The sequence below is a fragment of the Pseudomonas sp. MWU12-2319 genome (genome assembly GCF_023242525.1).
GTDB lineage: Bacteria > Pseudomonadota > Gammaproteobacteria > Pseudomonadales > Pseudomonadaceae > Aquipseudomonas > Aquipseudomonas gingeri_D.
In genome coordinates, this window is sequence record NZ_JALJES010000002.1 from 520,901 (window position 1) to 542,922 (window position 22,022).

General features: G+C 60.6%; 25 protein-coding genes, 2 tRNA genes and 1 pseudogene. 14 read left to right on the forward strand and 14 right to left on the reverse strand.

The genetic code is table 11. The features are described 5' to 3' along the window. Positions 1-27: 27 nt before the first annotated feature. Positions 28-174, reverse strand: coding sequence for a hypothetical protein (locus M5C01_RS05120; RefSeq protein WP_177103420.1), 147 nt, complete (start codon positions 172-174; stop codon positions 28-30). Between M5C01_RS05120 and M5C01_RS05125 the strand changes: the two genes are divergently transcribed. Beyond that, entirely contained in the window at positions 167-754 is a 588-nt protein-coding gene (locus M5C01_RS05125; RefSeq protein ID WP_103498348.1) for a LysE family translocator, read from the forward strand. The two genes, M5C01_RS05120 and M5C01_RS05125, sit on opposite strands and share 8 nt — an antisense overlap. Before the next feature lie 6 nt (positions 755-760). Here M5C01_RS05125 and M5C01_RS05130 read toward each other — a convergent pair whose 3' ends face one another. From M5C01_RS05130 to M5C01_RS05145, 4 genes and pseudogenes are all read right to left on the reverse strand, one after another. After that, a complete protein-coding gene (locus M5C01_RS05130; protein WP_152737513.1) occupies positions 761-1,597 on the reverse strand; it encodes an AraC family transcriptional regulator in 837 nt (278 codons plus the stop codon). Continuing rightward, positions 1,590-4,121, reverse strand: a complete 2,532-nt coding sequence (locus M5C01_RS05135) for a hypothetical protein (RefSeq protein WP_248764283.1) — start codon at positions 4,119-4,121, stop codon at positions 1,590-1,592. The genes M5C01_RS05130 and M5C01_RS05135 overlap by 8 nt, the downstream gene beginning before the upstream one ends. A gap of 243 nt (positions 4,122-4,364) precedes the next feature. Continuing rightward, positions 4,365-5,291: a D-alanyl-D-alanine endopeptidase gene (gene pbpG / locus M5C01_RS05140; RefSeq protein ID WP_178129762.1), complete on the reverse strand. Its 927-nt coding sequence runs from the start codon at positions 5,289-5,291 to the stop codon at positions 4,365-4,367. 132 nt (positions 5,292-5,423) lie between these two features. Next, positions 5,424-5,644, reverse strand: a pseudogene (locus M5C01_RS05145) (site-specific integrase); the annotation flags it as partial. Positions 5,645-5,900: 256 nt separating this feature from the next. Here M5C01_RS05145 and M5C01_RS05150 point away from each other — a divergent pair. Beyond that, positions 5,901-6,461, forward strand: a complete 561-nt coding sequence (locus M5C01_RS05150; RefSeq protein ID WP_152737514.1) for a hypothetical protein — start codon at positions 5,901-5,903, stop codon at positions 6,459-6,461. A gap of 86 nt (positions 6,462-6,547) precedes the next feature. Here M5C01_RS05150 and M5C01_RS05155 read toward each other — a convergent pair whose 3' ends face one another. The 3 genes from M5C01_RS05155 to M5C01_RS05165 all read right to left on the reverse strand — a co-directional run bounded on the left by M5C01_RS05155 (position 6,548) and on the right by M5C01_RS05165 (position 7,607). Next, a complete protein-coding gene (locus M5C01_RS05155; RefSeq protein ID WP_152737515.1) occupies positions 6,548-6,730 on the reverse strand; it encodes a hypothetical protein in 183 nt (60 codons plus the stop codon). A 110-nt stretch (positions 6,731-6,840) separates the two neighbouring features. After that, positions 6,841-7,035: a hypothetical protein gene (locus M5C01_RS05160; protein WP_100942792.1), complete on the reverse strand. Its 195-nt coding sequence runs from the start codon at positions 7,033-7,035 to the stop codon at positions 6,841-6,843. A gap of 233 nt (positions 7,036-7,268) precedes the next feature. Continuing rightward, positions 7,269-7,607 carry a hypothetical protein gene (locus tag M5C01_RS05165; RefSeq protein WP_103498353.1) on the reverse strand — a complete coding sequence of 113 codons (339 nt, stop codon included), beginning with the start codon at positions 7,605-7,607 and terminating at the stop codon, positions 7,269-7,271. A gap of 257 nt (positions 7,608-7,864) precedes the next feature. Between M5C01_RS05165 and M5C01_RS05170 the strand changes: the two genes are divergently transcribed. After that, complete coding sequence (locus M5C01_RS05170; protein WP_103498354.1) at positions 7,865-8,683, forward strand: shikimate 5-dehydrogenase; 819 nt, start codon at positions 7,865-7,867, stop codon at positions 8,681-8,683. A gap of 19 nt (positions 8,684-8,702) precedes the next feature. Here M5C01_RS05170 and M5C01_RS05175 read toward each other — a convergent pair whose 3' ends face one another. Beyond that, a complete protein-coding gene (locus M5C01_RS05175; protein WP_152737516.1) occupies positions 8,703-9,350 on the reverse strand; it encodes a DUF480 domain-containing protein in 648 nt (215 codons plus the stop codon). Between the two features lie 130 nt (positions 9,351-9,480). Between M5C01_RS05175 and M5C01_RS05180 the strand changes: the two genes are divergently transcribed. Next, positions 9,481-9,990: a DUF1993 domain-containing protein gene (locus M5C01_RS05180; protein ID WP_103498356.1), complete on the forward strand. Its 510-nt coding sequence runs from the start codon at positions 9,481-9,483 to the stop codon at positions 9,988-9,990. A gap of 116 nt (positions 9,991-10,106) precedes the next feature. Here M5C01_RS05180 and nhaR read toward each other — a convergent pair whose 3' ends face one another. Further along, on the reverse strand, positions 10,107-11,012 hold the full coding sequence (nhaR, locus tag M5C01_RS05185) for a transcriptional activator NhaR (protein ID WP_152737517.1): 906 nt from the start codon (positions 11,010-11,012) through the stop codon (positions 10,107-10,109). 137 nt (positions 11,013-11,149) lie between these two features. Here nhaR and M5C01_RS05190 point away from each other — a divergent pair, with 137 nt between their 5' ends. Further along, positions 11,150-11,899, forward strand: a complete 750-nt coding sequence (locus M5C01_RS05190; protein WP_103498358.1) for a TerC family protein — start codon at positions 11,150-11,152, stop codon at positions 11,897-11,899. A 61-nt stretch (positions 11,900-11,960) separates the two neighbouring features. Here M5C01_RS05190 and M5C01_RS05195 read toward each other — a convergent pair whose 3' ends face one another. Then, positions 11,961-12,128 carry a hypothetical protein gene (locus M5C01_RS05195; protein WP_178129763.1) on the reverse strand — a complete coding sequence of 56 codons (168 nt, stop codon included), beginning with the start codon at positions 12,126-12,128 and terminating at the stop codon, positions 11,961-11,963. Between the two features lie 225 nt (positions 12,129-12,353). On the opposite strand from M5C01_RS05195, the gene M5C01_RS05200 reads away from it, so the two are divergent. Beyond that, positions 12,354-13,043: a peptidase C39 family protein gene (locus tag M5C01_RS05200; protein ID WP_152737518.1), complete on the forward strand. Its 690-nt coding sequence runs from the start codon at positions 12,354-12,356 to the stop codon at positions 13,041-13,043. 28 nt (positions 13,044-13,071) lie between these two features. Here M5C01_RS05200 and M5C01_RS05205 read toward each other — a convergent pair whose 3' ends face one another. Beyond that, positions 13,072-14,355, reverse strand: coding sequence for an FAD-binding oxidoreductase (locus M5C01_RS05205; protein ID WP_152737519.1), 1,284 nt, complete (start codon positions 14,353-14,355; stop codon positions 13,072-13,074). Between the two features lie 186 nt (positions 14,356-14,541). On the opposite strand from M5C01_RS05205, the gene M5C01_RS05210 reads away from it, so the two are divergent. The 3 genes from M5C01_RS05210 (at position 14,542) to M5C01_RS05220 (ending at position 15,578) form a co-directional block, all read left to right on the forward strand. Next, positions 14,542-14,618 (forward strand) — tRNA-Val (locus M5C01_RS05210). A gap of 161 nt (positions 14,619-14,779) precedes the next feature. After that, a tRNA-Val gene (locus M5C01_RS05215) sits at positions 14,780-14,856 on the forward strand. A gap of 170 nt (positions 14,857-15,026) precedes the next feature. Then, entirely contained in the window at positions 15,027-15,578 is a 552-nt protein-coding gene (locus M5C01_RS05220; RefSeq protein WP_178129764.1) for an NADPH-dependent FMN reductase, read from the forward strand. Positions 15,579-15,600: 22 nt separating this feature from the next. Here M5C01_RS05220 and M5C01_RS05225 read toward each other — a convergent pair whose 3' ends face one another. After that, complete coding sequence (locus M5C01_RS05225; RefSeq protein WP_103498299.1) at positions 15,601-16,473, reverse strand: SPFH domain-containing protein; 873 nt, start codon at positions 16,471-16,473, stop codon at positions 15,601-15,603. A gap of 368 nt (positions 16,474-16,841) precedes the next feature. Between M5C01_RS05225 and M5C01_RS05230 the strand changes: the two genes are divergently transcribed. Beyond that, on the forward strand, positions 16,842-17,294 hold the full coding sequence (locus tag M5C01_RS05230; protein WP_152737520.1) for an SRPBCC family protein: 453 nt from the start codon (positions 16,842-16,844) through the stop codon (positions 17,292-17,294). A 111-nt stretch (positions 17,295-17,405) separates the two neighbouring features. Continuing rightward, entirely contained in the window at positions 17,406-17,960 is a 555-nt protein-coding gene (locus M5C01_RS05235; RefSeq protein WP_152737521.1) for a hypothetical protein, read from the forward strand. A 74-nt stretch (positions 17,961-18,034) separates the two neighbouring features. Here M5C01_RS05235 and M5C01_RS05240 read toward each other — a convergent pair whose 3' ends face one another. Further along, positions 18,035-19,981, reverse strand: a complete 1,947-nt coding sequence (locus tag M5C01_RS05240; RefSeq protein ID WP_152737522.1) for a DNA topoisomerase III — start codon at positions 19,979-19,981, stop codon at positions 18,035-18,037. Positions 19,982-20,289: 308 nt separating this feature from the next. Here M5C01_RS05240 and M5C01_RS05245 point away from each other — a divergent pair, with 308 nt between their 5' ends. The 3 genes from M5C01_RS05245 to M5C01_RS05255 all read left to right on the forward strand — a co-directional run bounded on the left by M5C01_RS05245 (position 20,290) and on the right by M5C01_RS05255 (position 22,010). Beyond that, positions 20,290-20,934, forward strand: a complete 645-nt coding sequence (locus M5C01_RS05245) for a hydrolase (RefSeq protein ID WP_152737523.1) — start codon at positions 20,290-20,292, stop codon at positions 20,932-20,934. A gap of 69 nt (positions 20,935-21,003) precedes the next feature. Further along, positions 21,004-21,438: a DoxX family protein gene (locus M5C01_RS05250; protein WP_103498326.1), complete on the forward strand. Its 435-nt coding sequence runs from the start codon at positions 21,004-21,006 to the stop codon at positions 21,436-21,438. Next, on the forward strand, positions 21,435-22,010 hold the full coding sequence (locus M5C01_RS05255) for an antibiotic biosynthesis monooxygenase (RefSeq protein WP_103498327.1): 576 nt from the start codon (positions 21,435-21,437) through the stop codon (positions 22,008-22,010). The genes M5C01_RS05250 and M5C01_RS05255 overlap by 4 nt, the downstream gene beginning before the upstream one ends. The last annotated feature ends 12 nt before the right edge of the window (positions 22,011-22,022 follow it).

A 22,022-nucleotide genomic window follows, 5' to 3' on the forward strand; every position in this document is an offset into this window, starting at 1 on the left:
CGATGCACGATTAACACCTTGTTCATCTTACGCCGCTTGAACGCTTTGCTGGATGAAACATTTCGTCTGTGGGGCAAAAGGCTGTACAGGGGAGTTTTCTTCAATACCGCCGCCCGTGCGCATGGGTACCTTCAGCCCCGACATCCACTCATGCAGAAGGTAGACGATGAGCATTCTTGTTTCCATGGCGGCCTTTGCGCTGGCCTCTTCCATCACCCCCGGCCCGGTCAATATCGTGGCCCTGAGCGCCGGTGCACAGTTCGGCTGGCGTGCCAGCTTGCGGCACGTGACGGGCGCGACCCTGGGCTTCACCCTGTTGCTGGTCCTGATCGGCCTCGGGTTGAATGAGCTGCTGTTGTTCGTGCCGAGTTTGACCCGGGTGATCCAGCTGGCCGGTGTGGCGTTCCTGTTGTACATGGCCTTGAAGCTGGCGCTCGACGATGGCGGTCTCAATACCAGTCAGTCCGGCAAACAGCCGACGATGACGGTCGGCGCGGTGATGCAGTGGCTCAATCCCAAGGCCTGGCTGGCCTGCGTGGCGGGGATGGGGGCGTTTGCGGCCAATGGCGAAGCGCGGTTGGTGTGGCAATTCGCGGCGGTGTACTTCGTGATCTGCTACGGCTCGATTGCCTGTTGGGGATTTGCCGGAACCTTTCTGCGGCACTATCTGGACAATCCCAAGGGCATGCGCCTGTTCAATCGGCTGATGGCCTTGTTGCTGGCCCTCAGCGCGATCTACCTGTTGCTGCCTTGAGGCGAATCAACCGCGATACTGCCCCGGTGTCGCGGCCAGGTGTTGTTTGAATGCCCGTTGGAAGTGCGCCTGGTCGGCGAAGCCGGCCTCCAGCGCGACGTCGGCGATCAGGCCGCCACGGCGCAGCCGATTGCGTGCGTACTGGATGCGCCGGTTGACCAGGAAGGCGTGGGGCGTCATGCCGTAATGCTGTTTGAAGGCGCGGGTCAGGTACGACGCCGACAACTGCGCGGCCTGGCAGATGTCTTCCAGCTTCAGGGCTTCAGTGCAGTGTTTATGAATGTAGGCCGCAGCCCGTTCCAGTTTCTGGTTGATCTCCCGAGCCGGCCGTGGCGCCGGGTTCAAACGGTGCTGCAGCAGGGTGAAGAACTCGACCAGGGCGCACTGTTTTTCCAGGAGCGCGAGCTCGTCGTCCACCAGGGTTTCGTACAGGCTGTTCAAGCCTTCATAGAGTGCCGGATCGCGGGTATGGGGCGTGGAAAATGCCCGGAAGTCCAGATCCGGGCTGAACCCCAGTTCATGTTGCAGTGATGTCAGCCAGGCTATTTCGACATAGAACATGCGATAGGCCCAGGGCTGGTCTTCGATGGGGTTGCAGGCATGCACCTCACCCGGATTCATCAGCACCACGGTGCCGGCCGTGACCCGCCATTGGTTCTGCTCGTTGATGTAGGTGCTCTGGCCGTGGGTGATCGCACCGATCGAGAAGTGTTCGTGGGAATGCCGGGAATAGCAGACCTTGCGGCCGTCCTGGATCGAGCGGGCCTCGATGAAGGGCAGGCGTTCGTCCCGCCAGAAGTAGGGGGCCTTGTCATCAGGGACGGTTGAGGACGATTTACTCATGAGCGGGTCCGGTGCGAGATGATTCGGGGCGGCGACTGGTCTGTAGCGTAGCCTGTTCTTGCAGAAGTCGAAGCGGTTCCGGTCTTTCCAGGGTTTGCCAAGCCTGGGCATGAGCCGCCTCGGCGGCTGTCAGCCAGAGGCCTGCTTGCAGTTGCAAGGGTTCGCACGGCCACTCCAGTATCTCTTTCAAGGCGATCTTCACACGAGTACCCGGGTCGGAGCCATCCCGCTGATCCCAGTCCGCTTCGAACTGGCGCAAGTGCAGGGCGTCGGCAGCAAAGTCGATGAGCTGTGGTCGGTTGCCCAGCCAGCCGGGTGCGGTGCGCAAGGTGTGTGCCTCGACATCCAGCAGCAGGAGTTTCCAGGCGCTGCGATTGTAGCTGTCAGCGAAGTCGCGATGGTCGAGATAGAGTCGGGTCAGCGCAAGGTAGCGTCCCTTCGGCGACCAGGCCATGGAGGGGGCCAGGTCCGACAGGGCACAGCCGGAAGCGGTCAGCAGGTGTCCGCCCAGGCGAGCAATATGCCCGCGCCCCAGATCGTCGCCGTATTCGGTACTGGTGCCGAACAGCCAGGCGGCGTCCAGGCCGGTCGGGGAGGGTTGGATAAACTCGCCTTCGGCGCTGGCGATCTGTGGCTGCTTGGCCCAACGCCAGGCGGGCAAATCTTGCAGGTTGTCGCCATTCAATTGCAGTCTGCGCAGCTCGTAGTAGAGGCGCGAGTCTTCGCGGTATCGGCAGAACTCGGCGGCTTGGGACGCATCAGGGACGGCTTCGGTAAAACGTTGCAGCGGCGTACTGGCGACGTCCCGCGGCAGGCGCCCGACAATCACTGCGACGCTCAGCGTCGCCGCCTTGAAATCCACCAGCCCGGCGACCCGCATCGGTGGACTCTCGATCAGCCGATGTTGCCGGGGATCGGCCACCATCACGCGGTCGGGCACCGCCGGATGCAGGGCAAACGGCACCAGCGCCAGATAATGGGAGCAGTCGCTCACTCGATGATCCAGGCGCCAAAGGCCGGGCAGGGTCCAGTCGCCGATCCGGCACTGGTAGCCGGCTGAGTCGTCCTGATCGTCCTGGAGCAAGGTGAAGTGGGCGTGGGTGCCATTCGCCAGCGGCTCTGACTCGATGGTTACGCTGGCCGTGCTCCCGTCGCTGTCCAGTGGCAGGACCAGGCGGATACGGGGCCTGTTCCATTCGGCAGTCTGCTCGCGGCCCAGAGGGTCGTGGCCGACCAGAATCTGCGAGTCACTGTGGATACTGTGCAACTGGTAGCCGTAATGTCCGTTGTCGGGTTGCGACAGCGGCAGCTCGCTCTCCAGCCAGACCTGCTGCTCGTCCAGCGCCACCGGTTGGCTCCAGTATCCGCTAGGGCTGCGGTTGTCGCGGCTCCAGGGGCTGCGCAGGGGGCGCCAGCCCCGATCCTGCTGCCAGAGCCATAGCGCTTGGTGCGGCTCTGACGAGTCCAGTGTGCGGGCCCGACAGATCAGGCTGCGGCTGTCGGCGCTCCAGATAATCGGCGTCTGGGCCGAGATCAACAAGAATGAAGGGGCGTTATCGACGCTGAGCCGGTAATCGGGATGGTTGATCGGGCGGGTCGGTTGGTCCAGTTCCCTCAGGCTATCGGGCAGGGTCAGTTGGCCATTTAGCCGATGCCGACCATCGGGGGAGCGATATTCGATCTGTTGCCGGGCCAGGGCTTGTTGCCAGTTGCCCGGTTCCAGCCAGAGATCGCTGACTGGGAGCAGGTCGATGGCTTGGGCGTCTTGCAATAACTCTTCAAGGGAGTGCTGGTGGGAACCGTTGTCCACCAACGGACTGTAACGCCCACCGAGGCCTTGCTCATTGAAAGTGTCCAGTTCCCAGAACTGATCCGCCTGGCAGCGATAGAGGCGGTGCAAGGTGCGGTCGAGGATTACCAGGCCCCAACTGCTGCGCGACGGAATGGGGGCGGCGAAGTAGCGGGCGTCACTGGAAAAGCGCGCCGAGGCACCCAGTCCTTCGAGCAGGGTGCCGTCGGGAAACAGGTAGTCGCACATCACCGGGCCGCCCATGGCGATTTCGCCGTGGTTGAACACCCGGATCGGCTCGCCTTCGGGCGTCAGTGTTGGCTCCTGGCCACCCCAGGCACTGGCACCGCTGCCAGCGGGTGGGGTCTGCGTGGTGGGCTTTACCAGGCCCAGGTGCTTCTCCCAAATGCTCACGCAAGCCAGCCCGGGGAAAATCGCCAGGCAGGCGGCCGCGATGTCCCAGTAATCGGGCAGTGCTCGGCCGAGGCTGAAGCCCAGGCCAAAGACCGCCGAGATCATCAGCCGGGCAAAGGCTCGTCCGCCTTTGGGCCAACCGACTTTCACACAGACCCACATCGCCCCGGCGCAGACGATGACCACGGCCAGGGCGAGCAAGGGCGGGAGGATCGTGACGAAGAACATCGGCACCAGCAGTACCAGGAGCAGCCACAGCAGTTCGAGCAATAGGCGGCCGATGTTTTTGTTCTCGCGGGTTGGGGGGCGTGCGGCGCTCACGGGTGACGTCCTGTTCGACGGAGGCGGAGCGCGATTATGCCGGTTTGGGTGCGCGGCGGCACCTTTGGGCTTATGGTGACGGATTGGACTCCGCTTGTGGCTGATCGAGCAGGGCCGTCGAAGTCACATCACTGCCGGCGAGGCAGACTGACGGGCCCAGTTCAGCCAGGTGATAGGCGCGCAGGAACAGGCACCCGAGCACGACAGCACGTGGCCCGAAGAATCGGGCCACGGTATCAGGGCTTACTTTGACGCTTGGTCGCGGCTCTTGAGGTTCTTCTCGGACTTGTAGCGCAGGGCCACATCCGGTACGCCACCGCTCTTGCCGGTTTCGATCCAGTTGCGGATCCGGCTGGCATCGGCGAAATGGGTGTACTTGCCGAACGCATCGAGAATCACCAAAGCCACCGGGCGACCGCCCATGTTGGTGACCAGTACCAGGCAGTGACCGGCCTGGTTGGTGAAGCCGGTCTTGGTGATCTTGATGTCCCAGTTGTCTTTATTGACCAGATGGTCGGTGTTGTGAAAGCCCAGGGTGTAGTTGGGCTTGCGGAACGCCACGGTCTTTTCCTTGGTGGTGCTCAGTTCGCTCAACATCGGATAGTGACGTGCGGCCATCAGCAACTTGCTGAGGTCACGGGCGGTGGAGACGTTATGGACCGACAGGCCAGTGGGTTCCACATAGTGGGTATTGATCATGCCCAGGGACCTGGCCTTGGCATTCATCGCCGCGATAAAGGCCGCGTAGCCGCCCGGGTAGTGGTGGGCGAGACTGGCCGCCGCACGGTTTTCCGAAGACATCAGGGCGATCAGCATCATTTCCTTGCGCGGCAGCTCGCTGTTGAGCTTGACCCGGGAGAACACGCCTTTCATTTCCGGGGTATCGGCGATGTTCACCGAGATGTACTGGTCCATCGGCAGCTTGGCGTCCAGCACTACCATGGCGGTCATCAGCTTGGTCACCGAGGCGATCGGCACGATCACGTCCGGGTTGCTGGAGTAAAGGGTCTTGTTGGTTTGCAGATCGACGACCAGGGCGCTGCCGGAAGCGACTTGCAGATGATGGGTATCACGGGGGGCGGAGACGGTCTCGCGGGCTTCTACGTTAGGGGTGATGGCGGCGCCTGCCAGGACAAAAACCAGGCCGAAGATGGAATGACGAATGTTCACGCGGATGGACTCGCAAAAAATAATGGGTAAACCGTAGGTAACGGGTCGTTCTCAAAAAAACGTTACATTTTATGAATATAGTTCAGAAAGTTGCCACACCTCTGTAGATATTGGGCTTAACTGACACAAAATTTACTCTTGTACCAATGTTGTACCCATTCTCTCTTCGAGCTTCCTGATCTCGGTCCAATCCGTGGTGAGCTAAGCCAGCATGCATAGGTCGGCAGGAGGACCTGAACGCTGTGTCCTAACTGGCCGGCGATGAAGGCTGGATGCATGCTGGCCATAAGACACATAGTAGCGTACGTATGGCGGCAGTTGTATGGATTGCGCCCTCTTATTTTCAGGCTTTTCGGTGCCTTTTCGAACGGGCTGGTCGGGGTCGTGACGCGCTGAGTTTCCTGCCGGTTGGAACACGAATGGAAACGACTTGCGGACGCGTCGGCGGTCGTTGTCGCGCTTCTTTGCTATGTTTGCCAGGACGCCGGATAAGTGATGGCTATTTAATTGTGTACCCAGCCTGATACGTGGTGGTACGGGCCTCGCGGACCGATTAGCATCGGCGCTTGCGACGTAATCGACGCGATCCAATGACTCAGGAGTCCGGCAATGCCGAAGGGTTTGATCAGCAGGGATTACCTGCCCATGGTGGTCTGGGCGGGGATGGTGGCGGTACTGTTGCTGGGCTTTGCCTTCTTTCCGAAATCGGCGGATTGGTATGGCTGGATCCAGGCCGTGGGTCTTGTGGTCGGCCTGATGGTGGCTATCAGTGTGCCGGCGATCCAGCGCAAGCAGGAGTTCCAGGAGCAGCGCAAGCAACGCCGTGAGCGCGAGGTGGGTTATGCGCGGCGGTTGCACTATTTCGGCATCGAACTGCTGGACCTGCTGGGGCGTATCAGCGCTAATCTCGCTCACCTGCGGGCGTCGGACCGGCATCGCTGCCAGCGCACTCTCGAGGATTTCCTGCATCGCCTGTTCGAGTCGCACAAGGATGACCTGAACGACGACCGGATCGTCATCAGCCATGAACTGCGCCAGGTGACCCAGGCACTGATCGACGAGTTGGAAAGTGGTCGCAGCGACCGCGTGGTGATGATCGAACTGGAGAAGCGCCTGCAGAAGCTCGCCCATCGGGCCCAGGTCAATGCCGCCCTGGCCGAGCGCGGCTGATCAGCGCGCGCCCATAAAAAAGCCCGCAACGAATGCGGGCAAAGGGGTGTGCGGAGCAACGCACGTTTTCGGGAATCTTGGGCCGATCAGGCGTTCAGTGCAGAGAGGTTCATGCTTTGCGACGAAGTCTTGGCTGCCCGCAGCGAGGTGAACGGTCCGCTGATCGGTACACCGTCTCGAACCAGGTACCAGCAGGCGAGCAGGCCCAGCTCTCTGAGCGAGGCGGGAACGGCACTGCCGATTACGGACATGATTTGTACCTTGGCCATGAGGACCTCCATCAATCTATGGAGCTACCTTAAGGCCCGGCCCGATCGGAGGAAAATCATCGCGCTCGATAGTGGACATCGACGAGATCGACAGGCGGCAATAGAGTGCGTCAGTCGACGACCTGGTCGAGCATCTTCAGCACTTCCTGCTCATTCAGCAGCCCTTTGCGGACCAGATTCTCGGCCAGCAAGGAGAGGAATTTGGCCGTGCGGTGGCCTTCGAGCTGCTTGAGCTCGGTGAGGGCGCTGTAGACCTTGCTGGATGTGCAGAGGCCAGCGGTACGATGTGGGTTCTGCGTAGGCATGGTTCGTCCTTGTTCTTATCATTCAGCCTGATCTTGCTGATCGGGCATGGCATAAATATGACAGTCGTATTAAGGCCCGTCCTGGGCGACGACAGGTCATATCATGCCTTTTATTGCCGCTGGGCGGTTGTCTTGCCTGCGACCTTTGCTGGCGCAATTCAGACATCGACGCTTGGATATCGCAAAAAAAAGCCCCGCTCTTGCGAGCAGGGCCTGGATGTTCTGCCTGTCGATTACCAGCGTGGGCCACCGCCGTAGTAATGCGGATGACCGTAGTACACCGGACGGCCATAGTAGCCACCCTGGACGTAGACCGGGGCCGGCTGGACATAGACCGGTTGCTGGACATAGACCGGAGGCGGCTGTTGTACATAGACCGGGGCCGGTTGCACATACACGGGCTGCTGGACATAAGCCGGGCGGCTCTCTGACATCACCGAACCGACGATGGCTCCGCCGATCACGCCACCCAACAAGGCAGGGCCGACCCAGTTGCCACCATGGGCAGAGGCCTGGCCTGCGACAGCGAGTGCACCAACGAGCAAGGCTATCTTGGGGATTGTACGAATCATGATTATTCCTCGGGTTCCAACCCCAGCGCTTGTTGTCTGCAATAGACTCAAGGACTGTCGTGGGGATACTTCTATGACAACGACTTTCTGAAAAATTGCACAGCCGTTGAGTAAATTTTGTGTAAGGTTCTTGGCGCGGCTTCTTTGACAGCTATCCGAGGCCAGGTGCCAGAGCCTTCAGCTGGTCGCTATGATCGACGAAAGCTGGGTAAATGCCTATCCCATTTATCCGAAAACACCCCTTCAGGAGATGAAACATGCAGATGAACCCCAACAAAGACACCCAGTTGTGCATGTCGTTGTCGGGGCGCCCCGGGAATTTCGGTTTGCGTTTCCACAATCATCTTTATGAGCAACTAGACCTGAACTTCTACTACAAGGCGTTCAGCAGCCAGGACCTGACCGGCGCGGTCGGTGGGATTCGGGCCCTGGGTATTCGGGGCTGTGGGGTGTCGATGCCGTTCAAGGAAGCGTGCATCGCCTTGGTGGATGAACTGGACGCGTCCGCCGCGGCGATTCAGTCCATCAATACCATCGTCAACACTGCTGGCCATCTGAAGGCCTATAACACCGATTACATCGCCATTGCGCAGTTGCTTGAGACCCATGCGGTGCCCAAGGACATCAGCTTCGCGCTACGCGGCAGCGGCGGCATGGCCAAGGCCGTGGCGTCGGCCCTGCGGGATGGCGGTTACCGTAATGGCGTAATTATGGCCCGCAATGAAGCAGCGGGCAGGGCGCTGGCGCAGAGTTGCGGTTATGAATGGCAGGCGGAGTTGGGGGCGTTACGCCCGCAGATGTTGGTCAATGTCACGCCGATTGGCATGAGCGGTGGCCCGGAAGCGGATCAGCTGGCCTTCGAGGCCGCGGCGGTGGAGGCGGCCGACACTCTGTTCGATGTGGTCGCGGTGCCCTCGGAAACCCCGTTGATTCTACGCGGCAGGGCCCTGGGCAAGCGGGTGATCACCGGGCTTGAAGTGATTGCCATCCAGGCGCTGGAACAGTTCGTGCTGTACACCGGTGTGCGGCCCAGCGAAGAGCAGTTCCAGAAGGCGGTGGCCTTTGCGCGCAGTTGAATGAAGCGTCTGGCGGTGGTTATTCCAATCGCGCCAGACGTTCTTCAAGCGCCGCGATCCGGGCTTCCAGCTCTTCGATACGCTCCACGGACACCGCGCCGGCCGCGCTGCGCTCGGGTCCTTGCTGGCGGGCCGCGAGGATGGCTTCGATATCCGCCGGGTCGCCCAGGGCGTGGGTGTAGCGGTCTTCCCGCTGCCCGGCCTGTTTTGGAATCAGCAGGGCCAGGCCACGGGCGATCAGGCGCTCCAATTGATGCACGACCTGCTCGCTGTCTTCGAAATCATGCATCCGGCCGCTGCGGGTCAGGAGTTCGTTGACCGTCTGCGGGCCACGCAGGAACAGCAGGCCGATCAACACCACCTGGGCCGGCACCAGTTCCAGCGCCTTTTCGACCCGATGCTCCCAGCGGTCGGCACGGCTGCCCATCACCAGGCGCGTAAAGCCACGGCCTTCAAGGGCGCGCAGGCTCTGGCCGACCTGGCCCTGGTTGAGGTTCGTCACCGGTTCGCGGCTGGTTTTCTGGTTGCAGGCCAGCACCAGGGCATTGAGGGTCAGGGGGTAGGTTTCCGGGCTGGTGGCCTGTTTTTCAATCAAGGAGCCCAGGATGCGAATTTCCGTGCTGTTCAATTGTGGCTGGTCGACGGAAGTCTCTTGCTCGCTGCCCATAGTGCTTTTCCCTGTGCGTTGAAAGGTCGTAAGCGTAGGGCCTTCAGCCGTAAAAAGACAAGCCGCTATACGCTTCACCCTGGCTATAATCGCCCAGCTTCACTCCTGCCATTTTCACTGCGAGATCCTCATGACCATTTCCCTGTACGCAGCTTCCATTCCGGTCTTCAAGCAAATGCTCAATGCCTTGAGCGACGTTCTGAACAAGGCCGAAGCCCATGCGGTGGCAAAGAACATCGATCCGAGCGTTTTCGTACAAGCCCGTCTGGCCCCTGATATGTTCCCGCTGAACCGTCAGGTGCAGATCGCAGTCGATTTCGCCAAGGGCGTTTCTTCGCGTCTGGCCGAGATCGACGTGCCGTCCTACCCGGACAGCGAAACCACCTTCGCCGAACTGCAGGCATTGATCAGCAAGGTGCTGGCTCACCTGGACACCATCACCCCGGGCAAGATCGACGGTAAGGAAGGCATCGAGATCGTGACCCGCCCGGGCACACCGAAAGAGAAGCGCTTCACTGGCCAGGCCTACCTGTTGACTTACGGCCTGCCACAGTTCTTCTTCCACGTGACCACTGCCTACGCGATCCTGCGCCACAACGGCGTGGAAATCGGCAAACGTGACTACATGGGCGCGTTCTGATTTCGTACGGCTCGATACCGGTTCAAATCTGATTGACCGGTGAGATCTTGTGGTGAGCGGGCTTGCCCGCTTGCCGCAAACCTTCTGTTGAGCGCGAAATCCCGCACGGTCAGCGCTTAGTCTTCCTGCGTGGTAAACAGCTCGCGTCGAGCGCCCTCGGTAATGGCAACAATGCCAGGGTGCTTGACCTTGCGCTCCACCGAGATCGCATAGAACGACTCGCTTACCGCATCGGTCTGGCCGATCAGCTCGACGCCGTACTGCCGGCATACCTCCTCGGCGATCACGCTCGGGGCAATGAAAATCCCGCTGCCGGATTGGCCGAATGCCTGCATCAGCGCACTGTCGTCGAACTCGCCGACGATCCTCGGGTGCAGGTGTTGTTCGGCGAACCAGCGCAAGAGCCGGCTGCGCACCACGCTTTCCTGTCCGGGAATCAGCAGCGGTGCGCCATGCAGGCAACGTGGAAAATCCTCGGCATGGCGCGCTGCCAGTGCCGATGTGGCAAAAAAGCTGATCCCGCATTCCCCCAGCTTCTGGCTATAGCCCTTGATGTCCAGATGACCAGGCATGGGGCTGTCGGAAATCACCAGGTCCAGGCGCTGGATCGCCAGGTCGGCGAGCAGGCGTTCGAGTTTGTCTTCGCGGCAGGTGATACGGATCGGCTCATCCAGCTCCATGGTCGGCGCGATCAGGCGATAGACGATGGATTTGGGCACCACATCCGCGACCCCGACCCGCAGCAGTCGCTGCTGCTCGTTCGGCTGGGTGCGCAACATGGCTTCCAGTTCGTTGCCCAATTGGAACATCTGCTCGGCATAGGGCAGGGTCCGGCGCCCGGCTTCAGTCAGTTCCAACTGTCGTCCGGCCTTGCGGAACAACTCCACGCCAAAGGTCTGTTCCAGCAGGCTGATCTGGCCGCTGATGGTTTGTGGCGTCAGGTTCAGCTGCTCGCAGGCCCTGACGATACTGCCGGTCCTGGCCACGACCCAGAAATAGTGCAACTGGCGATAATTGAGCATCAGGCTCTATTCAGTTCGTTAAAACCGAAGTATAGCGCTTAAAAATACGAATTTTCCTGAAGTGTTCACTTCCTTAGAATGCTGCGCTATTGGTGGGCCAGGACGTGGCCGCCTTACCCCCGAATCAGGACTGAACCATGGAATACCTGTTGCAACTCGCCGTCAGCCCCACCGCCTGGATTGCCCTGGCGACGCTGATCGTCATGGAAATCGTGCTGGGCATCGACAACCTGATCTTCATCTCGATCCTGACCAACAAGCTGCCGGCGCAGTTTCGCACCAAGGCCCGGCGTATCGGTATCGGCATGGCCCTGATCCTGCGCCTGGCCTTGCTGGGCACCATCGCCTACATCGTCAAGCTCACCGCGCCGGTGATCGAGGTGTTCGGCCAGGCGTTCTCCTGGAAGGACATGATCCTGATTGCCGGTGGCCTGTTCCTGGTGTGGAAGGCCACCACCGAGATTCACCACAGCATGGACCCCGAGGCCAAGGAGACCGAAGACAGCAGCGCCGGTATATCCCTGGGTTTCGCGGCGGCGATCGGTCAGATCCTGATGCTCGACATGGTCTTTTCCATCGACAGCATCATCACCGCCGTGGGCATGACCGAGCATCTGCCGATCATGGTGATCGCGGTGGTAGTGGCGGTGCTGGTGATGTTGCTGGCGTCCGAGCCGTTGGCGAAGTTTATCAACGACAACCCGACGGTGGTGATGCTGGCCCTGGGCTTCCTGATCATGATCGGCATGACGCTGATCGCCGAAGGCTTCGGCGCCCATGTGCCCAAGGGCTATGTCTACGCGGCCATGACCTTCTCCGCGGTGATCGAAGGTTTGAACATGCTGGCCCGGCGTGCCCGGCACAAGCGTCAGGTAGCAGAAGGCTGATAGCTGTTGCGTCAATAAAAAGGCCGCCTGGATTCAGGCGGCCTTTTTCGTTAAAAGCCCGTCAGTGCACAGTGACAGTACGGGCCTGGGACTGTTCGGCGGTTTTGGGCTGTGCCGGCAGGGCAGGGTGGTGGTGACGGCGGGAGATTCTCAGGACTCCCCACAACATGGCCGCTGCGACGGTGACCCAGCCGAGCACCAACAGTGCAATTATCGCTACAAGGCTCATCAGTGCCTCCTTCGCCCGTTCGGGCTCACTCACTTCGTCTTTCCAGGATCAGTCTAGACGTTGCTGTGTTTCAGTCCATTGACCAAAGGTCGTGTTGGGTCAGTCATTTCGCTCTATCGCGTCAGGCAAATCGCAACGAAAGGCTATACCCACATCGGCGTGCGACCTATGATCAGGGGGCCTGTCAGGTGTTGAACGGCCTGGCGATTGACCAAGAGAGTGAAGATGTTCAAGGGATCAACAAATTTTCGAACGGTACCGGGGCGGCGCTTGTGGCTGGTGGGGGCATTGTTGCTGGGGTTGGGCGGTTGTGCCGGCGGTGGTGTTTCGCCAGAGGTCCGGAGTCTGCCGGAGCGGGTTGAGCTCAATGCCGTGCCGTTCTTCCGTGGCGAGGCCTATCAAGGCGGCACCATGGCCCTGGCCACCATGCTGTCGCAGCAGAGTGTCAGCGTGACGCCGGGGTTGCTGGAGAAACCGCTGAAATTGCCGGGAGCCGAGGACGGCCTTGAGCGCAACATGCAGGTCCTGGCCCGTGAGTACGGCATGGTGGTCTATCCGCTGGACCCTGAGTTGTCGGCGTTGCTGGCCCAGGTCGCCGCCGGGTATCCGGTGCTGGTCCGGTTCAACGAGGGGCGGGTGTGGTCGACCCCGCGTTATGGGGTGCTGGTCGGTTACAACCGGACCAAACAGACCGTGCTGTTGCGCGCGGGCATGAGCCCCCGGCTGCCGATGAAGTTCAGTGCCTTTGCATCGGCCTGGAAGGGCGCCGGCAGTTGGGCGGTGCTGATCCAGGCGCCGACGCAATTGCCGGCCCAGGTTGATCGGCAGCGCTGGTTGAAAGCCGCCAACGACCTGGCCCAGGCCGGTCAGGAACAGGCGGCGGCCCAGGCCACCAAGGTCTTGGCCGGGCACTGACGACAATATTTGCATCAGGCTGCGGGGGTCAGACCCCCAGCTTGTCCCGCAACGTGTAATACCAGGCTCCCAGGGCGGTAAACGGCGTGCGCAGCAACTGGCCGCCGGGGAAGGGGTAGTGCGGTAGGTCGGCAAAAGCGTCGAAGCGCTCGGCCTGGCCGCGCAGGGCTTCGGCTAGCACCTTGCCCGCCAGGTGGGTGTAGGTCACGCCATGACCGCTGCAGCCCTGGGAGTAATAGATATTGTCCCCCAGGCGACCGACCTGCGGCAGGCGCGACAGCGTCAGCAGGAAGTTGCCGGTCCAGGCGTAGTCGATCTTCACATCCTTGAGTTGCGGGAAGGCCTTGAGCATCTTCGGCCGGATGATCGCCTCGATATTGGCCGGGTCCCGTGCGCCATAGACCACGCCGCCGCCGAAGATCAGGCGCTTGTCACCGGAAAGACGGTAATAGTCCAGCAGGTAGTTGCAGTCCTCGACGCAGTAGTCCTGGGGCAGCAACGACTTTGCCAACGCATCGCTCAGCGGCTCGGTGGTGATCACCTGGGTGCCGCAGGGCATCGATTTGGCGGACAGTTCCGGCACCAGATTGCCCAGGTAGGCGTTGCCGGCGACGATGATGAACTTGGCCCTGACCTTGCCCTGTGGCGTATGCACTACTGGATTGGCACCGCGTTCGATGCGCACTGCCGGCGACTGCTCGTAGAGGGTCCCGCCCAGCGACTCGACCGCTGCCGCTTCGCCCAATGCCAGGTTCAGCGGATGGATATGACCGCCGCTCATGTCGAGCATGCCGCCCAGGTATTGGTCGCAACCGACCACTTCACGAATGCGTCGCTCGTCCAGCAGTTCGAGCTGGGTATGGCCATAGCGTTCCCAGAGCTTCTTCTGGGATTCGAGATGGCCCATCTGCTTTTTGGTAATGGCGGCGAACACACCCCCGTCCTTCAGGTCACACTGGATGTTGTACCTGGCCACCCGCTCGCGAATGATCCGGCCGCCTTCGAAGGCCATCTGCCCGAGCAATTGCGCCTGTTTGGGGCCAACGGTGCGTTCGATGACGTCGATATCGCGGCTGTAGCTGTTGACGATCTGCCCGCCGTTACGGCCCGACGCGCCGAAACCGACTTTGGCGGCCTCCAGCACTGTGACCCGGAAACCGTTCTCCAGCAGAAAGAGTGCGCTGGACAGCCCGGTATAACCGGCGCCGATCACGCACACATCGGTCTCGACGTCATCCTGCAAGGCAGGGCGTTGAGGAACCGGATTCGCCGAAGCGGCGTAATAGGACTGGGGGTAGGGGGTGTTCGCCATCCTGCAACCTCTGTTTTATATTTTTTACGAGTGGCCTGATCCTACCTCAGATGAAATACCCCCGCCAGCCACCCGGGAAAAAAGCCGATTTCGCCGGGAATCAGTAAAAAATACGCGTATTCAAGGGGTTAGCGAAATAAAGGGGTTGACAGCTTTGAGAAAATCCGCAAAATGTCGCCCCACAGCAGGCACGTAGCTCAGTTGGTTAGAGCACCACCTTGACATGGTGGGGGTCGTTGGTTCGAGTCCAATCGCGCCTACCAAACAAAATCCGCTCTGCTGGGCGGTCAGAAAGGGTCAACCGAGAGGTTGGCCCTTTTTTCGTTTTCCGGGTGTTCACTAAAAAATACGCATATTCATAGGCTTAGCGGAAAGAAAAGGGGTTGACAGCCTTTCGGAAATCCGTAGAATGCCGCCTCACAGCAGGCACGTAGCTCAGTTGGTTAGAGCACCACCTTGACATGGTGGGGGTCGTTGGTTCGAGTCCAATCGCGCCTACCAAATAAAATCCGCTCTGCTGGGCGGTCTGAAAGGGTCAATCGAAAGGTTGGCCCTTTTTTGCGTCTTGCGTTTGGCAGTGGTGTTCGACGTATCGAATCCGTTATTGGGTTGACCGTTTTCTGTCTTTCCCTAAACATTGGGCCTTAAACGCTGGTTTTTTGGGGGTGTAGGTGGAGGTATCAAGGGTTCGGCTACTGGCAGTCTCCGGGAGCCTTCGGGCGGCCTCTTCAAACTCCTCGTTACTTCGCGCCGCCGAGAGGCTCAGTCCGCAGGGGGTGTCGATCCAGCATTATCTGGAGGTGGGGCAGTTGCCGCATTTCGACCCGGACCTGGCCGACAATCCTCCGGCAATCGTTTTGGCGCTGCGGGAGCTGGTCGGTCGGGCAGATGGCATTCTGATCTCTTGCCCCGAATATGCGCGTGGCATTCCAGGCTCGTTCAAGAACGCGCTGGATTGGCTCGTCGCCAGCCACGAATTTCCCGGCAAGCCGGTGGCGCTGTTCAATGCATCGCCGCGGGCGAGTCATGCCCAGGCGGCGCTCAGGCTGGTGCTGGAAACGATGTCAGCCAATATCGTCGAACCGGCATCGATCACTGTGAACCTGCTGGCCAAAGAAATGGATGAGGCGAGCATTGCGGCGGATCCGCTGATTGGCCAGCAAATCGTTTCAGCCCTCGATGCATTCAAGGGCTGGATCGATAAGGAAAACCCGATCTCGTAGCCGCCGCTCGACGGGCCCGCAATCAATCGGATTTGCGCTCCTGCCGGACATCGATAAAGGGCAGGGAGCCGCTCGGCAATACCGTTGTCGGCAGTACACCATTCCAGCGCTCCGCCTTGGTCAACTCCACCAGGTTCTGGTTGCTCGCCAATGCCTGGGCGCGGGCCTTGATCGCTTCCGCCTCGGCTCGGCCGCGCAGTTCGGTGGCCTGGGCATCGGCCTTGGCCTGCGCCAGCTGTGCGTCGGCCTCGGCTTGTGCCTGGGTCACGCGGATCTGTGCCTGGACCTGTTCGGTGGCCAGTTGCTGTTCGCGGGTCTTGACCTGCACCTCGGCGGCCATGCGTGCCTCGATGGCTTTCTCATAGGCATCGCTGAAGTCGATGTTCTCGACCTGCACGCTGTCGATCATCACCGGCCCGGTGATCGCCGTCTTGATCGCGGCGGAAATATCATTGACCAGTTGGACACGGTTCTGCACGGCGGCCACGGCGTTGAACTGGCCAAAGACGTTCTCGACCTGGGTCGGTACCTGGCGGCTGATCAGTCGGTCGCGAATGCCCTCGATATCCTTGAACTGGGTGTACACCTTGGCGACATCGGAAGGGGCGACGTGCCACGACACCGAGACCTTGAGTTGCGCCGATTGCTGGTCCTTGCTGTAGGCCTGGAGATTTTCATAGGCCGAGACCTGGCTCTGGGTACTGATCAGCTTGACCGTTTCAATGAAGGGTGTCTTGAACGACAACCCGGGGTCCACCACACCGACGAGCGCGCCGTTTCTCAGAAGCACGCCGCGCTCGGTTTCATCCACGGTGTACCAGCTGCCGAAAAACACAATGAGCAGGATCAATGCAGCCGCACCGCCAACCGCGCTGCCGATCATATTACGGGTCATATTTCGTTCCTTTGATGTGCGGGAAAGCACTCCCTGGATACGCTGCCTGGGTGTTCAGGAAGCGCGCCCCGCCAACGTGGTCAATAGTGTTGAGGTTGCCTTGTCGCCGCAGCGGTTCCGGGCGCCTTTCGAGCCGCCGACACCGGCGACCCGATATGATAGCGACCTGGCCAGTTCCATTCTGAGAAGCGACTCTCAGGCCTGGGCGTCAGAGATCCCTGACGGTTCAGGTCTACTGAATATCGTGCCCTGTCGGTCGTTATCTTTTCAATGATGCTGGAAGGCCATATTGATCTAGTGTCGAATGATCAATCTGGCGTCGGCGTTTCCTGGCCGATTGCCAAACCCATTTGAAGAGCGCGCGCCATATGCCTGTATTGGAAAAGACCACGTTGATCAAAGGGCGCAGTTGCGCCGAAGTGTTCGATTTTTGCCTGGAGGGGGCCAACTTCCCGAAGATTTTTCCGGAGCGTGTCACGCCGCTGGGCAAGGTCGACATCGCCGACCTGCGGATCGAGCAGGGGCGCGAGTTCCGTTTCCGGCACTGGATGTTCGGTTTTATCCCGGCCAACTGGACCGTGCGTATTCGTGAGGTCAAAGACAATCAGCACTTTATCGATGAGATGGTCAGGGGGCCGCTCAGTGCGTTTCGCCATGAGCACCGGGTCGAGGCCGCCGAGGGCGGGACGCTCTATACCGACCGGGTTACCTACCGGGCTATCGGTGGTGCGGCGCTGGAGTGGCTGTTTGTCGATGCGTACATGAATCGCATCTTTGATGCACGCCATCGGAACATGCGGCAGTTGCTGGACATCCCATGATTGCCGTGGTTTTTCGGACAGCCTGAAGCCAGAACATCGGGAGCGGAACCAGTTTTTGAAAAGTGAGTCATAGCTATGTGCCATCTCGGCACTTCACAAGGACGCTCAGTGATGCTCGCTCGTTTCAAACCCTCGTTCACGATTCCCGCCACTGGCTTGCTGGTCCTGCTGCTGGGTGGCTTGGCACTTCCGGCCCAGGCCGCGGTGGAGGTCGATAATCTCAGTGCTTCGGGTTTTGATCATCTCGCCGCGACCCATGGTGGTTCGGGTTCCGGGCACTCGCTGCGCAATACCGATTTCACGGTGGATGATTTGCAGAAGATGGAGAATCTGCAGAAGCGCAATGCCGACGAACTGGAGAGCCTGAAGAAGATCATCAACGATCAGGCACGTGTCATCGAGGAACTCAAACGCAACAGTGGTTCCGGCTCCAATTCCAGTTCGAACAGCAGCGATCTTTCCGGCCTCAAACGCAGTGTCAGCGATCAGGATCGCGCTATCGAAAAGTTGACCAGCCAGGTGGACGATCTCAAGCGCAGTTCAGGCTCAAGCTCCAGTTCGAGTTCCAGTGAGTTGTCCGGCCTCAAGCGCGATATCAGTGATCAGCAGCGTGATCTGGACAGTCTGAAACGCAACGTCGATGACCTGAGCAGAAAGGTGAAGTGACGACAGCAGCCACGGCGCTCGCATAAGCCCTGATGTGATCGTTCCCACGCTCCGGCGTGGGAACGTTCGATCAGTCAGGAGTTGGTCGCCGACTTCGGCGTACGCCGGGTCCTTCCTGTCTTGGCTCCCGCTGCCTTGCGCTTCTTCTTCCAGGGCGCCGCGCCTTGTCCCGCCATCCCGGCCGGCATGGTGATCTGCAGCTTCAACTCGACACAACGCCCTACCTGCTTGCTCATCCAGGCCGCCTGTTTGGCGACAAACTCTTCCAGGCTCATCTCGCCGCTTTGCACCATGTCCAATGCCTGCTCCCAGATCGCCGTGGTGCCCGGGTCGGCAATCGCCCGCGGTACCGCATCGATCAGGCTGAAGGCCGCCGGGGTGGCTGACAGGCTTTTGCCATGCTTGACCAGATAACTTCGATCGAGCAAACCCTGGATGATGCCGGCGCGTGTGGCTTCGGTGCCGATGCCGGTGGTGTCCTTGAGCTTCTGCTTGAGGCGCGGGTCCTCCACATACTTGGCGACGTTTTTCATCGCCTTGATCAGGTCGCCTTCGGTGAAAGGTTTTGGCGGCTGGGTCCAGAGGTCCTTGAGGTCGACCCGGTTCACCGCGCACTCGGTGCCTTCGTGCAACGCCGGCAAGGCCTGCGGCTCGGGGGCTTCGCGGCCCTTGGCCGGCGCCAGCGCTTCAGGCAGGGCACGTTTCCAGCCCGGCTCGACGATCTGTTTGCCTACGGCCCGCAATGCCTGCGCCGCACAATCGAAATCGGCCTGGGTCCGGTCGTACTCGTGATTGGGCAGGAACTGCGCCAGGTAGCGGGCGCGAATCAGGCTGTAGACGGCGCGCGGCTTGCCCTGCAAACGTTCGAGGCTGGCGCCGGTGCCCGTCGGGATAATACCGTGGTGGGCGGTGACCTTGGCGTCGTTCCAGGCTCGCGAACGGCGTGTCGGATCGAGATACGGCGCCAGTTTGTCCAGGCTTGGATCAGCCCGTTCCAGTGCCGCCAATACCCGACCGGCATCGCCGTGCTGGCTCAGGGGCAGAAAGCCGCAATCACTGCGCGGGTAGGTGATGACCTTGTGGGTTTCGTACAGCGACTGGGCAATATCCAGTGTCTCCTGGGCGCCCAGCCCGAGCCTTTTCGAGCAGACTTCCTGCAAGGTGCCCAGATCAAAGGGCAGGGGTGCAGCCTCGCGAATCCGCTCGGTCTTGAGCTTCACCACCCGGGCGCTGGAGGCCGCGCCCATGTCGCTCGCGGCCTGTTGGGCGAGGGCCTGGTTGAGGCAGCGGTCCTGATCGTCACAGGCATCCGACGGCGCGCGCCACTGGGCGATAAAGGGCTGGCCGTCGTGCAGCAGGTGCACGTCGATCGCCCAGTAAGCCACCGGCACGAAGTCGGCGATGCTACGGTCACGGTCCACCACCAGGCGCAGGGTCGGTGTCTGTACTCGTCCGACCGGCAACACGCCCTGATAACCGGACTGGCGGCCGAGCAGGGTGAACAGGCGGCTCATGTTCATGCCGATCAGCCAGTCGGCCCGCGAGCGTCCCAGGGCCGAGTGATAGAGCGAAAAGGTCTCGACGCCGGGCTTGAGCGCCGCCAGCGCCTTGCGGATCGAGGCATCGTCCAGCGCCGACAGCCAGAGCCGCTGGATCGGCCCGCGATAGCGACAATGCTCCACCAGTTCACGGGCGATCATTTCCCCTTCGCGGTCGGCGTCGGTGGCGATCACCAACTCCCCGGCCTCGCCCAGCAGGCGCTTGACCGCCTTGTACTGGCTGGCGGTCTTGGGCTTGACCTGCATCTTCCATTTTTCCGGAACGATCGGCAGGTCGGCCAGCACCCAGCGCTTGTAGCGGGCGTCGTAGGCATCCGGCGGGGCGGTTTCCAGCAGGTGGCCGATGCACCAGGTGACGGTGGCATTCGGCCCCACCCAGCAGCCGTCGCCACGCCGCGTGGCACCGAGCACCGCAGCAATGTCTTTGGCCTGGGAGGGCTTCTCACAGAGGAACAAGCGCATAACCACTCTCATTTCAGCGCGGGGTCTTGAAGTCGGACAGCATGCTCAGTGTCGGGCGATCAGGCAATCATTATCTGTATAAACATACAGCTTAATTTCATCAACTATAGTTCATGCGCGCAGATAGTAGGCAAGACTCAATTGTCCCTTTTATAGAATCAATGATTCCCGGTTTAGGGTAATTGTCTCGATTTGCTCAGGCGCCTAAAGTGACATCCAAGCCAGGCAGCACGGACCTCCCAGCGGAGGGCGCCAGGCCCGCCTGACAAACCGAACGCACCACTACTCGACATCAAAAGGAACGCGCCATGTCTATTCGTGAACTGCTGAACCCAACCAACTCCACCCTGATCCTGATCGACCACCAGCCGCAGATGTCCTTCGGCGTGCAATCGATCGATCGCCAGACCCTGAAGAACAACACCGTGGGCCTGGCCAAGGCGGCGAAGATCTTCAATGTGCCGACGATCTTCACCTCGGTGGAAACCAAGAGCTTCAGCGGCTACATCTGGCCGGAACTGCTGGCGGTGCACCCGGACCAGCAGCCCATCGAGCGCACCTCGATGAACTCCTGGGAAGACAAGAAATTCGTCGAGGCAGTGAAGGCCACCGGTCGCAAGAAGCTGATCATGGCTGCACTGTGGACCGAGGTGTGCCTGAACTTCCCGGCCCTGGAAGCCCTGGCCGAAGGTTACGAGGTGTACATCGTCACCGACGCGTCCGGCGGCACCACCCAGGAAGCCCACGACATGTCCGTGCAGCGGATGATTCAGGCCGGTGCCGTCCCGGTGACCTGGCAGCAGGTACTGCTGGAGTTCCAGCGTGACTGGGCGCACAAGGAAACCTACGACGCGGTGATGGATCTGGTGCGCGAGCACAGCGGCGCCTACGGCATGGGCGTGGACTACGCCTACACCATGGTGCACAACGCGCCGCAACGCCAAGCCAAGTAGTGACGTGAGTCGGGCGCGTGGGTCGCGCCCGACACCTCATCGCCTCAAGCCTTCACAGGGATACCTGACATGGTCACTCGCCCCTTGTTGTCCTCTCGCACTTCGGCTGACTGGGCGCTGCTCTGGTTACGCCTGGCCGGTTCGGCCTTGTTGTTACGGGTCCATGGCTTGCCCAAGCTGCTGGACTTCCAACATCAACTGACATTGATCGAAGACCCTTTCGGCCTGGGGGCGCACCTGACCCTGAGCCTGGCGATTTTCGCCGAAGTGCTGTGCCCGTTGCTGATTATCCTTGGCCTGTTGACCCGCCTGGCTACGCTGCCGGTGCTGTTCCTGCTGCTGGTTTCACTGGTGTGGGTACACCCGGAGTGGAGCCTGGCCGAAGGGCAATTCGCCTGGTTGCTGCTGATCGTCTTCGTCGCCTTGCTGATCGGTGGTTCCGGGAGCATCGCTCTGGAGCGGCGTTTCAGCGCGTTCACCCGCCCGGGGAGTCTTCATCCATGAATATCGAATTGCTGGATGGCGTGGTGACCCTGCTGGTCCGTCATCGGATCAAGAAAGGCCAGGACCAGGCCTATGAAACCTGGCTGCGGCGCATCGTCACCATGGCGCGCAGTTATCCGGGGCACCTCGGTGTCGATGTGGTGCGTGGGCATAGCCACGGGCAAACGTTGTTTACCAGCGTGCTGCGTTTTGCCTCTACCGAACAACTGCAACACTGGTTGGACTCCAATGACCGTCGTGAGTTGGTAGAAGAGGCCCAGCCCATGCTGGCCGACGGCGACCAGACCGAAATCAACGCCGACCGCGAATTCTGGTTCACCCCGGCCGAAGTCGGTTCGCCCAGTCCGGTGCCGCGTTGGAAGCAGGCCTGCGTGACCTTCCTGGTGATCCTGCCGCTGAGTTTTGTCGTACCGATGTTGTGGCGCCCGCTGTTCACGCTGCTGCCCTGGTTGGGCGGCTATGTGCAAGCCAATGTGCTGATCACCTTGAGCATCGTGTTGCTGGTGGTCTATGTGTTCATGCCCCGTGTGACCCGCCTGTTCAGCCGCTGGCTGCAACCGGCCAACCACTGATTTCGCTGACCG

What these genes read in the sequence shown, in the direction of transcription:
- M5C01_RS05230 (WP_152737520.1), top strand. Translation starts at nt 16,842, where the DNA reads ATGCCTGTATTGGAAAAGACCACGTTGATCAAAGGGCGCAGTTGCGCC.
- M5C01_RS05190 (WP_103498358.1), top strand. Translation starts at nt 11,150, where the DNA reads ATGGAATACCTGTTGCAACTCGCCGTCAGCCCCACCGCCTGGATTGCC.
- M5C01_RS05170 (WP_103498354.1), top strand. Translation starts at nt 7,865, where the DNA reads ATGCAGATGAACCCCAACAAAGACACCCAGTTGTGCATGTCGTTGTCG.
- M5C01_RS05205 (WP_152737519.1), bottom strand. Translation starts at nt 14,355, where the DNA reads ATGGCGAACACCCCCTACCCCCAGTCCTATTACGCCGCTTCGGCGAAT.
- M5C01_RS05150 (WP_152737514.1), top strand. Translation starts at nt 5,901, where the DNA reads ATGCCGAAGGGTTTGATCAGCAGGGATTACCTGCCCATGGTGGTCTGG.
- M5C01_RS05130 (WP_152737513.1), bottom strand. Translation starts at nt 1,597, where the DNA reads ATGAGTAAATCGTCCTCAACCGTCCCTGATGACAAGGCCCCCTACTTC.
- M5C01_RS05235 (WP_152737521.1), top strand. Translation starts at nt 17,406, where the DNA reads ATGCTCGCTCGTTTCAAACCCTCGTTCACGATTCCCGCCACTGGCTTG.
- nhaR (WP_152737517.1), bottom strand. Translation starts at nt 11,012, where the DNA reads ATGCTCAATTATCGCCAGTTGCACTATTTCTGGGTCGTGGCCAGGACC.
- M5C01_RS05245 (WP_152737523.1), top strand. Translation starts at nt 20,290, where the DNA reads ATGTCTATTCGTGAACTGCTGAACCCAACCAACTCCACCCTGATCCTG.
- M5C01_RS05125 (WP_103498348.1), top strand. Translation starts at nt 167, where the DNA reads ATGAGCATTCTTGTTTCCATGGCGGCCTTTGCGCTGGCCTCTTCCATC.
- M5C01_RS05160 (WP_100942792.1), bottom strand. Translation starts at nt 7,035, where the DNA reads ATGCCTACGCAGAACCCACATCGTACCGCTGGCCTCTGCACATCCAGC.
- M5C01_RS05120 (WP_177103420.1), bottom strand. Translation starts at nt 174, where the DNA reads ATGCTCATCGTCTACCTTCTGCATGAGTGGATGTCGGGGCTGAAGGTA.
- M5C01_RS05240 (WP_152737522.1), bottom strand. Translation starts at nt 19,981, where the DNA reads ATGCGCTTGTTCCTCTGTGAGAAGCCCTCCCAGGCCAAAGACATTGCT.
- M5C01_RS05165 (WP_103498353.1), bottom strand. Translation starts at nt 7,607, where the DNA reads ATGATTCGTACAATCCCCAAGATAGCCTTGCTCGTTGGTGCACTCGCT.
- M5C01_RS05255 (WP_103498327.1), top strand. Translation starts at nt 21,435, where the DNA reads ATGAATATCGAATTGCTGGATGGCGTGGTGACCCTGCTGGTCCGTCAT.
- M5C01_RS05250 (WP_103498326.1), top strand. Translation starts at nt 21,004, where the DNA reads ATGGTCACTCGCCCCTTGTTGTCCTCTCGCACTTCGGCTGACTGGGCG.
- M5C01_RS05200 (WP_152737518.1), top strand. Translation starts at nt 12,354, where the DNA reads ATGTTCAAGGGATCAACAAATTTTCGAACGGTACCGGGGCGGCGCTTG.
- M5C01_RS05180 (WP_103498356.1), top strand. Translation starts at nt 9,481, where the DNA reads ATGACCATTTCCCTGTACGCAGCTTCCATTCCGGTCTTCAAGCAAATG.
- M5C01_RS05195 (WP_178129763.1), bottom strand. Translation starts at nt 12,128, where the DNA reads ATGAGCCTTGTAGCGATAATTGCACTGTTGGTGCTCGGCTGGGTCACC.
- M5C01_RS05155 (WP_152737515.1), bottom strand. Translation starts at nt 6,730, where the DNA reads ATGGCCAAGGTACAAATCATGTCCGTAATCGGCAGTGCCGTTCCCGCC.
- M5C01_RS05225 (WP_103498299.1), bottom strand. Translation starts at nt 16,473, where the DNA reads ATGACCCGTAATATGATCGGCAGCGCGGTTGGCGGTGCGGCTGCATTG.
- M5C01_RS05175 (WP_152737516.1), bottom strand. Translation starts at nt 9,350, where the DNA reads ATGGGCAGCGAGCAAGAGACTTCCGTCGACCAGCCACAATTGAACAGC.